General features: G+C 40.0%; 9 protein-coding genes. 1 reads left to right on the top strand and 8 read right to left on the bottom strand.

The features are described from left to right. Positions 1 to 40: 40 nt before the first annotated feature. Positions 41 to 754, bottom strand: a complete 714-nt coding sequence (locus tag GM920_RS00915) for an alpha/beta hydrolase (RefSeq protein WP_182952735.1) — start codon at positions 752 to 754, stop codon at positions 41 to 43. Between the two features lie 307 nt (positions 755 to 1,061). Here GM920_RS00915 and GM920_RS00910 point away from each other — a divergent pair, with 307 nt between their 5' ends. Next, positions 1,062 to 1,376 (top strand): aldehyde dehydrogenase family protein, encoded by a 315-nt coding sequence (locus tag GM920_RS00910; protein ID WP_182955257.1) that lies wholly within the window; start codon positions 1,062 to 1,064, stop codon positions 1,374 to 1,376. 7 nt (positions 1,377 to 1,383) lie between these two features. Here GM920_RS00910 and GM920_RS00905 read toward each other — a convergent pair whose 3' ends face one another. The 7 genes from GM920_RS00905 to GM920_RS00875 form a co-directional block, all read right to left on the bottom strand. Continuing rightward, entirely contained in the window at positions 1,384 to 2,064 is a 681-nt protein-coding gene (locus GM920_RS00905; RefSeq protein WP_182952734.1) for a ferredoxin reductase domain-containing protein, read from the bottom strand. A gap of 3 nt (positions 2,065 to 2,067) precedes the next feature. Beyond that, positions 2,068 to 3,072, bottom strand: coding sequence for a glycoside hydrolase family 130 protein (locus tag GM920_RS00900; protein ID WP_182952733.1), 1,005 nt, complete (start codon positions 3,070 to 3,072; stop codon positions 2,068 to 2,070). Positions 3,073 to 3,285: 213 nt separating this feature from the next. After that, complete coding sequence (locus GM920_RS00895) at positions 3,286 to 5,442, bottom strand: glycosyl hydrolase family 95 catalytic domain-containing protein (RefSeq protein ID WP_182952732.1); 2,157 nt, start codon at positions 5,440 to 5,442, stop codon at positions 3,286 to 3,288. A gap of 11 nt (positions 5,443 to 5,453) precedes the next feature. Further along, a complete protein-coding gene (locus GM920_RS00890) occupies positions 5,454 to 8,627 on the bottom strand; it encodes a GH92 family glycosyl hydrolase (protein WP_182952731.1) in 3,174 nt (1,057 codons plus the stop codon). Between the two features lie 10 nt (positions 8,628 to 8,637). Further along, the gene (locus GM920_RS00885) at positions 8,638 to 10,920 is read right to left on the bottom strand and encodes a hypothetical protein (protein WP_182952730.1); all 2,283 of its coding nucleotides are present in this window, start codon (positions 10,918 to 10,920) and stop codon (positions 8,638 to 8,640) included. Next, on the bottom strand, positions 10,917 to 13,256 hold the full coding sequence (locus GM920_RS00880) for a hypothetical protein (protein ID WP_182952729.1): 2,340 nt from the start codon (positions 13,254 to 13,256) through the stop codon (positions 10,917 to 10,919). The genes GM920_RS00885 and GM920_RS00880 overlap by 4 nt, the downstream gene beginning before the upstream one ends. After that, complete coding sequence (locus tag GM920_RS00875) at positions 13,256 to 15,163, bottom strand: glycoside hydrolase family 97 protein (protein WP_182952728.1); 1,908 nt, start codon at positions 15,161 to 15,163, stop codon at positions 13,256 to 13,258. Before GM920_RS00875 ends, GM920_RS00880 begins: the two co-directional genes overlap by 1 nt. Positions 15,164 to 15,166: the final 3 nt, after the last annotated feature.

Genomic DNA, 15,166 nt, shown 5'->3' with positions numbered 1-15,166 from the left:
ATTGCGACAAATGGGGTATAAATTATGTCGAACAACCAGGTTATTTTACAGATACAGCTTGTGCTGCTTCTGCAATAACTGCGGCTACTTTCTGGGGCTGTGAGATATAAACGGCATGACTACCTTTAACTTCTGTAACTTTGGTATTAGAACGTTTGTACATAGCATGCTGAATTTCAGGATTGATGCTTTTGTCGTCAGTAGCGACAATGCCGAATGTCGGTTTGGTTCTCCATGCGGCATTGGTAATTGGACTTACAAAACATTCACCATAAAATGCACCCTGTGATGCATACATAAACTCAGCCTCTTCTTTACTCAAATCACCGCAAAAACCAGCATGAAACTTTGCTTTATCATAGTAAACGATGCCCTTGTCATCAGGAGGCAGTACTCCATTTTCCTCAGCTGGAGGAGCTGTCTGAAACCACTGCAATGCGGTCTCTCCATTATCAGGTTGGAAAGCAGCAATATACACTAACCCGGCAACTTTAGGATGACTACCTGCCTGAGTAATTACAGCTCCTCCCCAGGAATGGCCAGCAAGGATCGCAGGACCATCCAGAGCATCCAGCGCCAGATTTGTTGCTGTGATATCATCTTTCAGGGAGGTTAATGGGTTTTGAACTGCGGTTACATGATAACCTTGTTTAGTAAGGGCCTCATGAACACCTTTATACCCAGAACCATCAGCGAAGGCTCCATGGACCAATACTACGTTTTTCACGCCTTGGGGTTTTACTAAATTTTCCATTTTTTTAATTTTAGAGTTATTGTATTCATAAAACAAGTTGCAGAGAAAAGGGTGTCGATCTTTGCGAATTTTTCCCGAATAATTGCAATCTCCCCTCATTTAAGGCTACATAGATCACACTAAACAAAAGCAATTCACTCGATTTTAAGCTTGAAAACTCAGAAAAACAAAATCTTATCCAATATGTTTAATTGAGCTGTACACCAAATACAAATTGAGCCCTACAGCAAATAGATCTCTTTTTAAAATCATCACCTTTGTCAAACAAATACGGATCATTAAATGGATATTTTAAAACTAAGTACAGATTGGGCAAAAGCTGCGTATTGCTCAGGAAGAAATTTTTGGGCCGATATTAGCTATTATTCCCTATAAAAATGAAGACGATGCTATTGCAATAGCTAATGACACCAGCTATGGGCTAGCGGCTTATATTAGCTCCGCTAGTAAAGAAAGTGCGTATCGTGTGGCATCACAGGTAGATGCTGGAAGAATTTGTATTAATGGTATTTTTCACGACTCAAAAGCGCCATTCGGAGGCTTTAAACAATCTGGAATAGGCAGAGAATATGGCGCTTTTGGCTTAGAAGAATACCTGGAAGCTAAAGCCATTTTAGAATAACTGCCCCTTAAAACTCCTCTTTAATAATGGATCTCTCATTCACGCCTAAATCGTATAAATGCTTTTCTATTGCATCCATCATTAACTCCGGGCCACAAACATAAATTTTTTTGCTAAAATCGCTAATATTGGCTTTAAGAAACTCTTTTGTAATATGGCCGTGTGCATATCCATCAACCTTATCCCGCGATAAAATATTAATAAAATTCTTATTTAATAATTTATCAAATTCCTGTTCAAGTATAATATCACCTTTGGTTTTATTGGCAAAAATCAACATGTTATTCCCTATTTCATTTTTCGACTGGAGGTACCTAAAAATACCAATGAAAGGCGTTACACCTGCACCACCGGCTATAAATATGCCTTCACCTTTATAAGAGATGGTTCCGAAAACTTCATGTAAAATCAATTCATCATTTTCAACCAAACTTAAAAGCTGATTAGTTACCCCTTTACGTAAAGGATAGGTTTTAATTGTAAATTCTAAATGGTCTTCTTCTGGAAGACAGGTAAAAGTGAAAGGTCTGAGTTCATTTACCCAGTCCTTCTTATTGATGGAAACCTCTGTAGCCTGCCCAGGAGAAAAACTAAAAGAAAAAGGCTTCTCCGTAATAATTTTCAATACATCATGAGTAATGTGCTCAGTTGATTTTATTTTTACAATATACTCTTTCCTATTTTCCATAAATTAAATTTTTATGACTAACAATTCATCCAGTAAGGAAGAAAGGCTTAAAGATGCACAGGCTATCTGTTCATCAGCTGCACCATAATAAATATATAATGTATCACCAAATAAAGCTGTTCCCGTAGGAAAACAGACTTTATTTACGACTCCGGATAATTCATAATCATTCATTGGCTTGAATAACTGGTAAGGTAACTGGGCAATTTCTTTGCGGGGATCATCTAAATCTAATAAGGCCACACGAACTGAATAAGTATACTTTTTTGCTACCTCCTGCACACCATGGTAAATCAGCAACCAGCCCTCTTTTGTTTCGATAGGCGGACAACCGGCACCTATATAACTCAATTCCTGACTGTATCTTGGTGTAAGCATGATGTTTTCTTCAAAGTGCCTGAAATAGTTTTGCCAAAACTCTTTGGTAAGTTCCTGCAAACTATTTATCGCAACCAATTGTATTTCTGGCTTTATGCGATGTATGAAGTACAATTTGTTGTTAATTCGCCGGGGAAAGAAAACCACATCTTTATTCATCAGAAAACCATTTCCGGTATTCATAGTAAAATATTTATTGGTTACTTTATCCAGAGGCAGAACAATATCTCTAAATTCATTGATCTTAATTGCAGGAACGATCAATCCCTGCTTATCGAAATGCTTCAGGTCTTTTGATGTAGCTAATGCGCCGAAGGCATCCATACCATTATACGCGACATATGTCAGGTAATATAAATCATCAATTTTCACAATACGTGGATCTTCCATTCCATGCGATTCATACTCAAATTCGGGAACAAGAAGAGGCACATGAAGGCGTTCTTTAACCATTAAAGGCCCATCCAATTTACAAAAACCTATACTGGAATAGTTACCTTTTCTCACAGCCCTGTAGAATAAATAAACGGAATCCCCTTCACGTATTATCGCAGGATTCAATACCGCTTCATTTTCAAAATCTAAATCTGTTTTTCTAAGTATAACACCTTCTTTTGTAACTCGTATCATGATTTATCACCTTAATACTTATTTATGATAAAAAGAAACAATTGACGTTTTGTTTAGCGCAACCCATTCAATTTAGCTAGATTAACATTGCAGAATGACAATAGGTTTTAGATATTTGAGTTTATCCAATAAATAGCTTAAATGCAGAATCAGAAAACTCAGGCTGAATTGTTCAATCTTAAGCCTTAGTTATGATCAACACCAACTACTACATTAGGGTTCTAACAATTGCATCGCTACCATTTCATTAATGGTAGTCTTAAAAGTAATTTTATTACCAGATAAGGTTTCTCCTTTTTTTCCATTTCTGATTAATAGTACTTTCTTCCCCTGCCATGGATTAACAATCGTACAAGGTCTTCCTTGCTCACTGATGATTTTCAGTTCAGAAACAAGTCCATGATCTAACCGGGCGGAAACTAAAAAAGCACCCCAGGTTCTGATATTTTTAAAACTCGCATCCTGGCCCTTCGGAATATTGAATAGGCGTATTACATTCCCGACACTCATACAGAGCATCTCATTTAACGCGTTTTCTACTGTGCAGCTATTTTCAATACCATGAGGATTGTTACGCATAAATCCATTTGGATAAGTATTTAGAGCATAATTATGTAATTCCTTCATCACAACAACCGGATCATAACCCACCCGAATTGCTGCCATAAAAAAGCTGTTACTGGTATTGGAATCATGCCATCTTTTCATTTCTCCAATGGTATTACGCGAAATCGTTAACAACTCCGACTTACTATCCAGGGTAATGGCATTTGCAGGGTAAATTTGCTGAATCCCCAAACCATTGCCATCCCACCAATCCACCCCTTCTTCGGTATAGCGGAAAACCTTTTGTCCATTTCTGGTCTGTACTGGAAAATCACTGAGTTTATTTAAAATATCCTTCCATTTCCCTTGTCTGACTATATCCTTGTTTAGAGTAGAGCTTAAGTCGATCATCAAATCAAATGCATTACGGATAAGACCAATTGATAAAATTGGATTCTTGTCCTTTCCGGATCCTTCATGAATCGCATCGCCATAAATCACATACCTGCCACCCTCATACTTCAAGTAATCCTCCCAGAAACTCACAACTGCGAGTGCATAAGGATAAATCTGCTTACCATACGCTTTATCATATGTCGTTCTCCAGCCTTGTGCCATATTCAGTAAGCCATAAATCGCATTGGATCGCTGTCCGAAGAACAGACCTCCTTTTTCGAAATCCTGACCATTGTTATATTTCTCAAAATCCCTGGTGACCTCAATTCCCATAGGTCCGATTCCAACAGGATACAATATCCCCCGGGTATGGGTGACATTTTTCGCATACCATTCACCCCTCGGCATAAAATCTAAAAGTGCTGCATCATGTGGCCTAGCCTGCTGGATTCGATTGGCAGAAAACAACCCATAAAAAGGAGCCTGAAAATTGTAGTTTAAATGATAATCACCATTCCACCCCGGCGAATCTGTAGTAGTCCAGCCAAATATGCCCGGCGGAAATTTAGGATCACGACTGCAGGCCGCCATGGTATATAAGCCCTGATAATAAGCCTTCATCAGCACAGTATCCTGGACTATTATGGAGGATTTACCCCAATATCCCTTCCACCAATCATCGTGTTGCTGCGCGATTTTAACAACGGAATCTCCATTGATCTTTTTTAATTGATTTAAGCCCTCAGCTGCCGGATTTTTGTGCTTGAAATTACTTTCTATTGCAAGTGCAATTGTCAATGGTTTACCTGGAGTAACGACTAGCAATCTCTGCTCAGTATTTAATACTTTCAAGGCAATTACTGCTGAGGTAGGGATGTCTACACTGTCCACAAAAGAACGAATCAACCAATCCACATCACCAGATTTTCCAGTCTTCAGTTTTGCCATACTATTTTCTGGCGTAGTCAGTTCAACAGAGACCTTAACCGCTTTATCAATTGCTTTCAGTTCTATAAAAATCAAGTTTCGGGTAGCTGATATCCAAGATTTTACCGCCAATTTTTCCGCTGATTTCTTCAAGAGACTGGTCGTAATCCCATTACTCAGCAGCTGCTCAGCAGTAAAACCAGCCTCCCGAAAACCGTCGATTTTCAAACCTAAAATGCCGACTATTCTGGGGCCAGATAAGCCATCTGCTTTTGAGCGCAACCGCCAAAAGTCATTCTTTCCTATATAAAAACTTAGATCACCTTCTTTAAACCCTACACTCATGGTCACATCACCATTCCCCATTAAGGGGCCGTCTACAGAAACATCCGAAGGGACTTTAGCCGGAGCTACTGCCCAATTATTCTTATAACCAGGCATTTGAGCAAACACCGACGAAGTCAGTAACTGAACTACCAGAAACACGTAACAAATTTTCATATGCTCTTAAATTATTCTAAGCCCCAGCGTTTATTTGGTTCTGGCCCCATATCCAACAATAACTTTCCTCCCTTTAGTACTTCAGCTTGAAGAATCCTAAATCCTGCTATAGGTTTACCATTTAGGGTTGCTGATTGTATATATTTATTATTTTTCGAGGCATTCTTTGCTTCAATAATAAATTCTGCTCCTCTATTATACTTATGGTCTAGTTTTATAATTGCCTTAGGGTATCTTGGACTTCCTAGTTCATAATAAGAACCAATTGAGGTTCCACCATCCATTTGAAACAAACCAAGGGTACTCATGATAAACCAACTGCTCATTTGTCCTAAATCCTCGTCTCCAAGATAGCCGTCATATGGAGTTGTGCCATAGTATTGCTCCTGTATTGCGCGATTCCATTTTTGAGTTAACCAAGGCTTTTTTGCCCAGTTAAATAAATAAGATACCTGCATTGTAGGTTCATTTCCATGATTAACAGGAAATAATTCGAAATTATCACCAGCAGCATTAAAATTTGCAATTGCGGACTTTTCCATTGCTGTGTTCAGCCTTTCTACAAATCGGTCTTTACCCATCATGGTAATCAGCGACTGGGGGTCCTGGGGTACAAACCAGGTATAATTAAAGGCATTTCCTTCCACAAAACCAGGAGTATGATAAGGGTCAAAAGGTGTTACCCAATTCCCTTCTTTATCTTTAGGTCTGATAAATCCAGTTTTTGAATCCATCAAGGTTTTCCAACTTTCTGATCTTTTCAGGAAATACTTGCAATCTTCAGTTTTGTTCAAACTTAAAGCCATCTGCGATAAAGTCCAATCGTCAAAGGAATACTCCATGGTATTGGATACCTCTCCCATCCCTTGAGGGATATAGCCATACTTCATGTAAGGTACAATATCCTCTACCCCTACAGTACCTCCACCTGCATACTTTTGCGGTGCCATAGTCATCATTTTCTTCAAGCCTCCATAAGCAAGATCGATATCAAAATCCCGGATCCCACTTTCCCAAGCACTTTGAATTTGCGAGGCTACATGCATCGCAACCATAACGCCACTATGCTCAATACCAGCTGGATCAGTATTAAACCAACCACTATTTTTATAAAGAGAAATAGCAGAACGTGCCCATTTTGAGGAGAACTCTGGAGCAACCAGATTAAAAAGCGGTTGATTATTCCAGAAAGTATTCCAATATTCCCCGCTCACAATGACATCTCCCGGAAGCTCCAGTGTTTTTATTTCTTCATTTTCATCCACATACCTGCCATCCACATCACTCCAAATTGCTTTGGCTCCAATCGCGCGATACAAGTTGGTATAAAACTTCTTCCTTTGAAGATGATCGTCCGTTTCAATCTCAATTCGACCCAGATATTCATCCCAGATCGTCCTTGCATTTGCCACCACTTTTTCAAAATTCCAGCCAAATGGCATGGTCAGTTCAGTATTCAGGTTGTTTCTGGCACCAGCCATATCTACTAAGGAAACTCCTGAACGAACTTGTATTTGCTCCCCTTTTTTTGTGGCAAAATTTAGAAACACCCCTGCGTCACCTTTCCCCTTTATACGATCAATTTCATTAGTAATAACAGGTTTGCTTGTAAATTCATGTTTCCTATTCCACTCACTGATATATCCTTTAACTGGCTTAACTCCCTCATTTACCCAGCCACCCATACTTTTAAAGGGCTTATCAAATTCCAGTACAAAATAAACAGTATACTGCTGCTGCAAAGAGTAGCCCGTAAATGCGTTATAATAAGTTGCATGCCCTTCAATCTTTTGATTGCCGACCTTAGTCACCACTGCATCCACTAAATTTTGAGGGTACTCAGTTGGTGTAAATAAATCAATCAAAATCCAAGCGGTATCCAACTTTGGAAAGGTGTACCGTTGAATTGCGGCATGCCTGGTTGCTGAAATTTCTGCCTTTATCTTAGTATCAGTCATAAACACACTGTACTTACCCACTTTAGCTGATTCTGTGGTTTTATCGATCCTTGATCTGTAGCCCCGATCTGGATCTTCTTCTGTCCCCGGATCCACCTGGAGTGGTCCAGAGGTAGGCATCAACAATAAACCAGACATCGTCCAGTCTGAAAAATGACTGAAGCCCATAATATTATCAACTGTATATTCATACCCGGCTTTCCAAACTTCATCCTGATTATCCGGTGCAATTTGTACCATACTGAAGGGTAAAGCAGGCCCCGGTTTGAACATCCACCTGGAATTCCCTGTCCCCATCAATAAATCTACATCGTCGGAAGGTGTATGGAGCTGTTGTTTTGAACGACTTATCTTTCCCGAATAAATAACCTGATCATTTGAAATCACCTTCACAATTGATGATTTCTGTTGATTTACAACAGCCATTGGAACTTCCAGGATACTATGCCCCTGCTCTACTACACGCTTAGCCACAAGCTTACCATCCAGCATAATTTTTAATTCCTGGTCCTGATCAATCTGATTGATATCAATTAGCAAAGGCTGAGTCCTTTTTCCTGCTTTGATCATTTCAAAATTGGCAGGCTTTACCGATACGATTAAGGAGCTGGTACCTTTAACGATTGTTTCTGCTTGATGGGCATAAAACTCCAGGTTATCAAACGCTGCCCATGAGCCTTTAATATTTGCCATTTGAATGGTATTCATCCCTTCTTTTACCCAGGAAGCTGCAATAGGAATACTTAGGCTTTGTGGTATGGCTGAGTTAAAATCACCATTAATCCCTTTTCCACTCCCAGGTTTCAAAGCGATTTCCTGTTGATGACCATTAATGTCTATTCTAAAAACAGTCCCTGGTTTATTGTTTGCGTCGGCAAAGTTAATCACCAGACGATAGCCTGTTTTTGCGGATGTTTTATTTAGATTAAAGAATATTCTCGGAAAATGTCTAGGGTAAAAACCTGCCCAATAGCCCCCGCCAGCCCAGCTATCTAAAGGGCCGGGTAAGACATATGACCAATGTTTATCCGGTTGCGAATAGCCAATTGAATAGCATAGATTTTCGCCACCGAAATTTTGTATAAATGAAGTGTATTCATTATTCGAAGCCAATTTAAATTCTTTACCTGAATGGTCCTTATCCCCAATCTGCCATAAAACTTTCGACTGACTAAAGGCCAATAAATGGACCAGAGATAGGCACAATAAAGCGCAGCATTTTTTCATATAAACCATTCTAATGATTTTTCTTTAAGTTGATTGAACTGGTACTCACTCCATTCACCATAGAATGAAGTCGCCAATTGTTATTATCCAGCTGTTCCAAATGCCAGTCTTTTGTTGGATCAGCTAATAGTTTCTTCACATTCCGAGGAAAAACACTGGCAGCTCTTGCATTTTCCCATGTTCTGATCGCGGCGAATATTGCGTCCTTCTGAGGGCAGGATTCCACACCGGATTTTGAAATATTCAACATATAGGTTACGCCAACACCTACAGAAATGGCTTGTATATGTTCATAGTCGGCAACCACAGAATTCGCATCTATCGTAAAGTTCCCACCGAAGCTGACTGGGAAATAATTGGCATAAGCAACATCCCGAAGGTCCTTACCTTGCGAGGTTGAACTCCCCCATTTTCTTAATTTTAAGTCGTACATATTTGTCCCACCACCAACATTCCAAACGCTTTGGTAGTGCCAGGAACCTTCAGAAAGCGTGGCCCCCATAATACGCAAATCAGGAAGACGATAGCTTGCCGCTTTTTCGAATAACTTCCGATGAAATCGTTTTACCGCATAATAACCATGTCCCTGATTAAAAAGAAACTCTTGTCCGTCCCAATCATGGTAATAGATCCCATTGATTTTACTCATATCCGCATAATATTCGGCAATAGCATCCTGCAATTTCATATTTGGAATGATCCCCTCATAACCAAAGCCAAGGGTAACTTGTAATTTGTACAATGGATCTCGGGAATGGTGAGCTGTTGCTGTTGTACCCCAATAACCTCGAGTCACATTTTGAAGAACATATGGAGGTTTTTGGGATACTCCTTTATAATGGATCAGTTCATTTCCTATTTTCACGATGTTCAAGCTTTCTGTATGAGCTTCCCAACTGCCAATTTCATCCAGGTATTTCGGATCAGTAACTTCAATATTTGTTGCTGTAGCAGATACCCCATTAGCCAACACTTTTTTAACCTGGTAAGCAAGCTCCTGACTAGGGATTGGGCTCACATCTTTAGTCCCCTTCCTTAACGCATTGGTAATGGTATGCCTGCCTACCCAGATTCCCCTTGCGTTCGAAAGATCCGTAAATTCTTTATGTGATTTATTTCCAGAACTGAACTTTATGGGTTTCTTTTCAAAAGATCTTCCGTCAATAAATCCATTATCCGCTCTGTCCACCCCGTACATCGGTAAATCTTCAAGCTGAATGGCCTTAAAGCCCAGTCTTCCCGCATAAGCAAGGGTACTATCATAATCATTTCCCGCAGCCATAATATCTGGTAGGTAAGCAGCAGGATCTTTGATCCATTTGCCGTTTACCTTTGGGTATGGAAGTCTCTCGGATTGTACAATATTTTGGATTACGCTCATTAAGGCAGTACTATCTGCGCCTCCCCACAGGGCAATTGCTGAACCGATAAAATCAACCTCAGGTAATGGCTCCACCTCTATATGGTTCGGTTTATTGGCCTGCAATTGAGGAATTAAAGAGAATAAGATTGTTTTTCCCTTTCTTCTATCCGAAGCATGATAGCTAATTGAAATCCTCCCTGCTCCGTCAACCTCAGCAGAATTACCATATAAAATCCTGTAATATGCCTCTGGATGGGCATAGAAGGCAACGTCACTAATGCCGTCACCCCCAATTGGAAATACTTGTCCTTCTTTTAAACCTAAGGGCAAAGGAAACCGCGAAGCATCAGGACTATGAATGACATATTGAAATGGCGAACAATCCCCAACATTACTTGATTTCCCACCAGTGGTGATATCATTAAGTGCTAAAGCACCAATTGCATAGTTAACGACTTCACTGGTATCTCTAGCCACCCCAATTACTTCCCCAAAGAGGTTAGTAATATTGGTATGAAAGGATCCCCATTGAATGTCATCAACCCCATTACGATTACTTAGAGATGCTAAAGTCAATTTAAAATATCGCTTTTTTGTCTCTATTTTAACCTGCGCTACAGCACCATTGGCATATTTTAAGGTCAGTCGATTTTTAGCTTTTGAGTAAGTAGCCTTTAGCGGTTCATAATAAATCTTTTTTTGCCCATTATACAGACATAGTAAAGGCGAAGGTTTATCCTTCGGACTAAACTCCTGATGCGGTAACTTACTTATATTTTTCATACTGGTGATAAATCCTTTCCCATTTATCCGGATCCTGAATTCATCAGTTGAAAAATCTGTTTGTGCCTTACTTCTTCCTACAGACCAACAGCTGATCAACAAGCATAGAAAGGCGGTTTTTTTTAATATTAATATTTCAAATTTCATGATTTATTTAATGTTAACATGCTAATACCAGCTCCAGGTTTTACCAGTAACTTAATCGATTCTCCAGCTTTGACTTTCACTTTTGGCCAACCTAGAAATGCCATATAGCTCAATGGCTTTTCAGCCTGCTTGTTTGTTTCCGCCATAACAGACACATTTGCATCGTAACCAGTAGGGTTATGAAGTAGAATGGTAGTTCCGGATAGGTTGATGGATTGAATCTCCGCCTGAACATGATCGAAAACATACAACCTATGTTGGTCCAGATTCAGGTAAACACCAGGCAGCTCCATGGCCATTAAAACCCCATTTGTTTCTGTCCAGGAGTTACGGGTATTGATGAAGTTACCTATACTACTTTTTCCTTCCGCATCGCTGAGTTGGATCCGTTCCATAGAAGAACCAGCCAGACCGTTTGTGGTAAGGTGCCCTGGTCTATTAACTGCTTCCGAATGCGCATGTTGAATATCTCTAATCAAATCTGCATACCTGACCTTACCTGTTGCCCGGAACAACTTAAAAATGTAATCACCTGAAGCGGTACAAATACCTGGAGCTGCATGTTTATTTTGAATACTGGCCCAAACGGCACCAGCCATACTGCTTTTTAGCTTACCAATAGCACTCTCCTTCGGAAAAACGGGATCATATGAAAACACCCAGGTTGCGGCTAATGCAGCTTGAACCTCTGCCTTATCCAACCATTCCTTCTGCCCCGTAGAGTAGTACAAGGCCATTAATGATTCTAAGAAGCCAAATGCAGATTCAGAATCCGCATCTTGAGAGATATCTCCACAATGTCCACCTGTTAAGCCCTGATTTTCAACATCACGTTTGTAATAGAATCTAACGGCATCCTGCGCAACAGTCAACCATTCTTTCTTTTGAAAGTAATCAGATGCCATAGCTAATCCAGCAGGCACGATCGCTCCCGCGGTTGAATTAAACACGGCAATTTCACCGGTTTCCGGTGCAATATACTGACCAAACTCACCATCTTTTTTCCAATTATGGACAAAGGCTGCAGCCAGTTTTTCAGCTGCATTTTCCCATTCTGTCTTCACACTTTTTCCATAACCCTGAGCTTTTAACAACAGCATATGTTTCATCAGCCATAACAATACGTCTGCATTTTTCCTCACCATTGCCTGAGCCGGCTTAAATCCTGCATTCATTTTCTCTGGAATCAGTTCTCCACTGGCCTTAACTCCGCCAAAAAAGTACCCGCTTTTTCCCTGCAGTTTATTGACCACAAAATCCAGCTCAGCCATCACCCGATCTCGTTCCTTTTTATCATTGAGTGCAAGCATCGGATAAGTATTCATCATTCCGCTCACCCAGCCCAGTTGAAAATCATTATTATTTTCAGGCTTGTAATAAGAACCTGCCGGAACCTCAATAAAGTTTCCTTTACATATTGCGGTACTTAGCTCGAACAATTCGCTCATAGGCAATATATTTCTAGGGCTATTTAATCCGGTAAGCGCTTTACGCACTTCCATAAATTTCTTTAACAGATCCGGAATATTCAATGCATCAAATAGGTAAACCTTAAAATCAAGAGTGACTTCATCACCGGCTTTCCAGTCTGGCGCCTGATCATTACTCAAATGAAAATCACCAAAACCCGCTGCCATTTTACGAACTGCTGGTGCAGAAATATTGAAAGAACAGCTATCTTTTCTTTTATTCTCAGAAATACTTAATCCATTACTCCCAAGTCTGCTCCGCTGAGTGGTCAGTACCACAAATCCTTTTTTCTTCTTTTCTGAAAAAAAACACATTGCTGGTGTTGCAACATTCCCCGTTGCCAGTTCAATCACTGCAGCTTCCCCTTCCTGACTAGACAATCTGGGATTGTTGGAAATGGTCAGTGGAACAGAGGGATTATAATACATATCTTCCGGATAAGGAGGATCGTAACCATTTCCAATCGATCGATAACGGTTTCCATTGTAAACAGCTGCAGGTACCAGCACATAATTTTTAGGACTCCAGCTACTAAAATCGAAGGAAACCGAGACTGCTGTTGCTTTAGCCAGGCCCTTTTTCAACTGAAATGAAGCTGAAACATCCATTACTTCAGGCTGTCCAGAAACTGGGCTAGTGTTTAGCCTCAAACTCCAATCACCTGATTTTGTCTTTAGCGTACTTCCATGAAATACTTGTTCAGCTCGTAGTTCTGTGCCATTAAACTCTTTTATCGAGCACTTTAATGTTCCATTTAAATGCTTTAGCAGTTGATTAATAGCGGTTATGCGTTCCTGGGCCAATGAGCTCATTCCATTCCCAAAGCATAGAAATGCTATGCAAAAAAGGCTTAACTTCTTCTTCATTAGTGCTTAAGAGGTCTAATTACGATTGCCTGTCCATTTTTTTCCATCAGTTTTATTTTCAAAATGGTTTCTGTATTTACTTTCATTTGTTTTATGGTAACTTTTGTAGGTCCTGTCAGCGCAGCATCATCAGCATAAATTGTGGCTTCGTATGCGGTATTTTTAGTTAAAAAACGGAGTGGTAATTCGAAACTTATGGGCTTATCTGTCAAGGTGCCCACATACCAATTGTCGCCACTTCTCCGTGCAATTGTCCCATATTCTCCAATTTTTCCGTCAATCACTTTGGTATCATTCCAAACCGTAGGTAAGGCATCATAAAAACTAAGGTCTGGGATCTCCTCAATGACAGAAGCAGTTGATCCAGCTCCACCAATTTGGCGGGGAGAATCTAATGGACGGTCATACCAGTACACAAACTGCCAAGGGCTATAAATACAGATCGATTTTGCCATTTGAGAAGCATGTGACCCCATTTTTGTGATCCCTGGGATGAAGTAGCAATTGGTAAAATCACCGGCACCAGCTACCATTCTGGTAAACATCGTAATTAACACCTGGTGGTTATCCGGACTTTCTTCCTCTCCACGAATTCCCTCCTGTGTTAATAAATTCGGATAAGTTCTCGAATAACCTGTTGGCCGATATTCATCATGAATGTCCACCATCAATTGATGATCAGCAGCTTTACGAACAGCTTCATGCAACCATGAAGTACTTTTTTGAGAGCCCACATTCACAAATCCATATTTCATCCCTTTCACGCCCCAGGATTGAAAGAGGGGAAGAATTTCATCCAACTCCTTTGACAAAGCCCGCTGGTTCACATAAAGTATTACGCCCACTCCTTTACTTTTCCCATAGGCTATGATTTCCTGTAATGCCAATGGCCCTTTAGACCTTGAAGGATCAACATTTACTGCTAATGCGCTGGAGGAATCATCATATTCATGGCCATACCAACCCGCATCAAATTCTATATATTGTAAATTATGTCTGGCCGCAAAATCTACACAGGCCTTTCCACCGGTTGTAGTCAGCGTAACCTCACGAATCACTTTACCTGGCTTGATCCAGGATACATCTTTGATCGCATTGCTGTGGTTTAGGTTCAAAATAAAACTATTATTCTCTAATAATTTACCTGCAGATTCCGCAATCATCACATATCGCCAAGGCGTTGAAAAATTTGCTTTATAAGTTACTTTCCCATCGAGCACAGCATTGAGCAAAAGACTATCTTTCGGAGATCGGTTGAATTTCATTCTTGCGTGCTCAACAAGCGCAGCTTCACCCAATGCAAGGAAACGATTTTGATCCATTTCAATAACATAAGGACGCTCAGTTCCCTTACTTGTTCTACTGATACTACCCTTGATATATTTGGATTGTGCAGCTCCTGCAACCCAGGACGGATGATCCTTAGTAAACTTAAAGCCGGTATGTTCCCTAATCAAGGTGACTTCTTTATTCGTAAGCACATTGTATTTAAAAGCTACCCCTTCATTATACACCCTTGCCGTCAAAGAAAACGAACGATAAGGGCTATTATTTTCCTTCAATTGAATGGTTACTTCCTTATAATGATCCAGATAATTGTCTTTTTCCCCATAAACTGGCTTCCAGTTTTCTTTTACCATTTTTTCTTCGGCAGATACCAGCGTTAGGTCTTTTGACAATAGCTTTTCATTTTCAAATTCCAGTCCTAAAGGTGAAAATGCAATAACTAGGCTGCCGAGATGGGAGATCGAATAGCTGAGCTCATTTTCATTTTTCAGACCAGTCGATATAGTCAACTCGATCTTTTTATCAGGGCTTAAAACCTTAACCTCTTTGGCCTGTATGATTAATCCATTGCCAATTAAACACAGTACTAAAAATAGCCTCCCAATTGTGGTTGATTTCATAAT

Origin of the sequence: Pedobacter gandavensis, assembly GCF_014172405.1 — a bacterium.
GTDB classification, from domain to species: domain Bacteria; phylum Bacteroidota; class Bacteroidia; order Sphingobacteriales; family Sphingobacteriaceae; genus Pedobacter; species Pedobacter gandavensis.
Note: the sequence above shows the minus strand (reverse complement) of the source record. Positions and strands in the feature narration are given on the sequence as shown.

Coding starts and splice junctions, on each gene's coding strand:
- GM920_RS00905 (WP_182952734.1), bottom strand. CDS start 2,064: ATGGAAAATAGGAAAGAGTATATTGTAAAAATAAAATCAACTGAGCAC.
- GM920_RS00895 (WP_182952732.1), bottom strand. CDS start 5,442: ATGAAAATTTGTTACGTGTTTCTGGTAGTTCAGTTACTGACTTCGTCG.
- GM920_RS00875 (WP_182952728.1), bottom strand. CDS start 15,163: ATGAAATCAACCACAATTGGGAGGCTATTTTTAGTACTGTGTTTAATT.
- GM920_RS00900 (WP_182952733.1), bottom strand. CDS start 3,072: ATGATACGAGTTACAAAAGAAGGTGTTATACTTAGAAAAACAGATTTA.
- GM920_RS00915 (WP_182952735.1), bottom strand. CDS start 754: ATGGAAAATTTAGTAAAACCCCAAGGCGTGAAAAACGTAGTATTGGTC.
- GM920_RS00885 (WP_182952730.1), bottom strand. CDS start 10,920: ATGAAATTTGAAATATTAATATTAAAAAAAACCGCCTTTCTATGCTTG.
- GM920_RS00890 (WP_182952731.1), bottom strand. CDS start 8,627: ATGAAAAAATGCTGCGCTTTATTGTGCCTATCTCTGGTCCATTTATTG.
- GM920_RS00880 (WP_182952729.1), bottom strand. CDS start 13,256: ATGAAGAAGAAGTTAAGCCTTTTTTGCATAGCATTTCTATGCTTTGGG.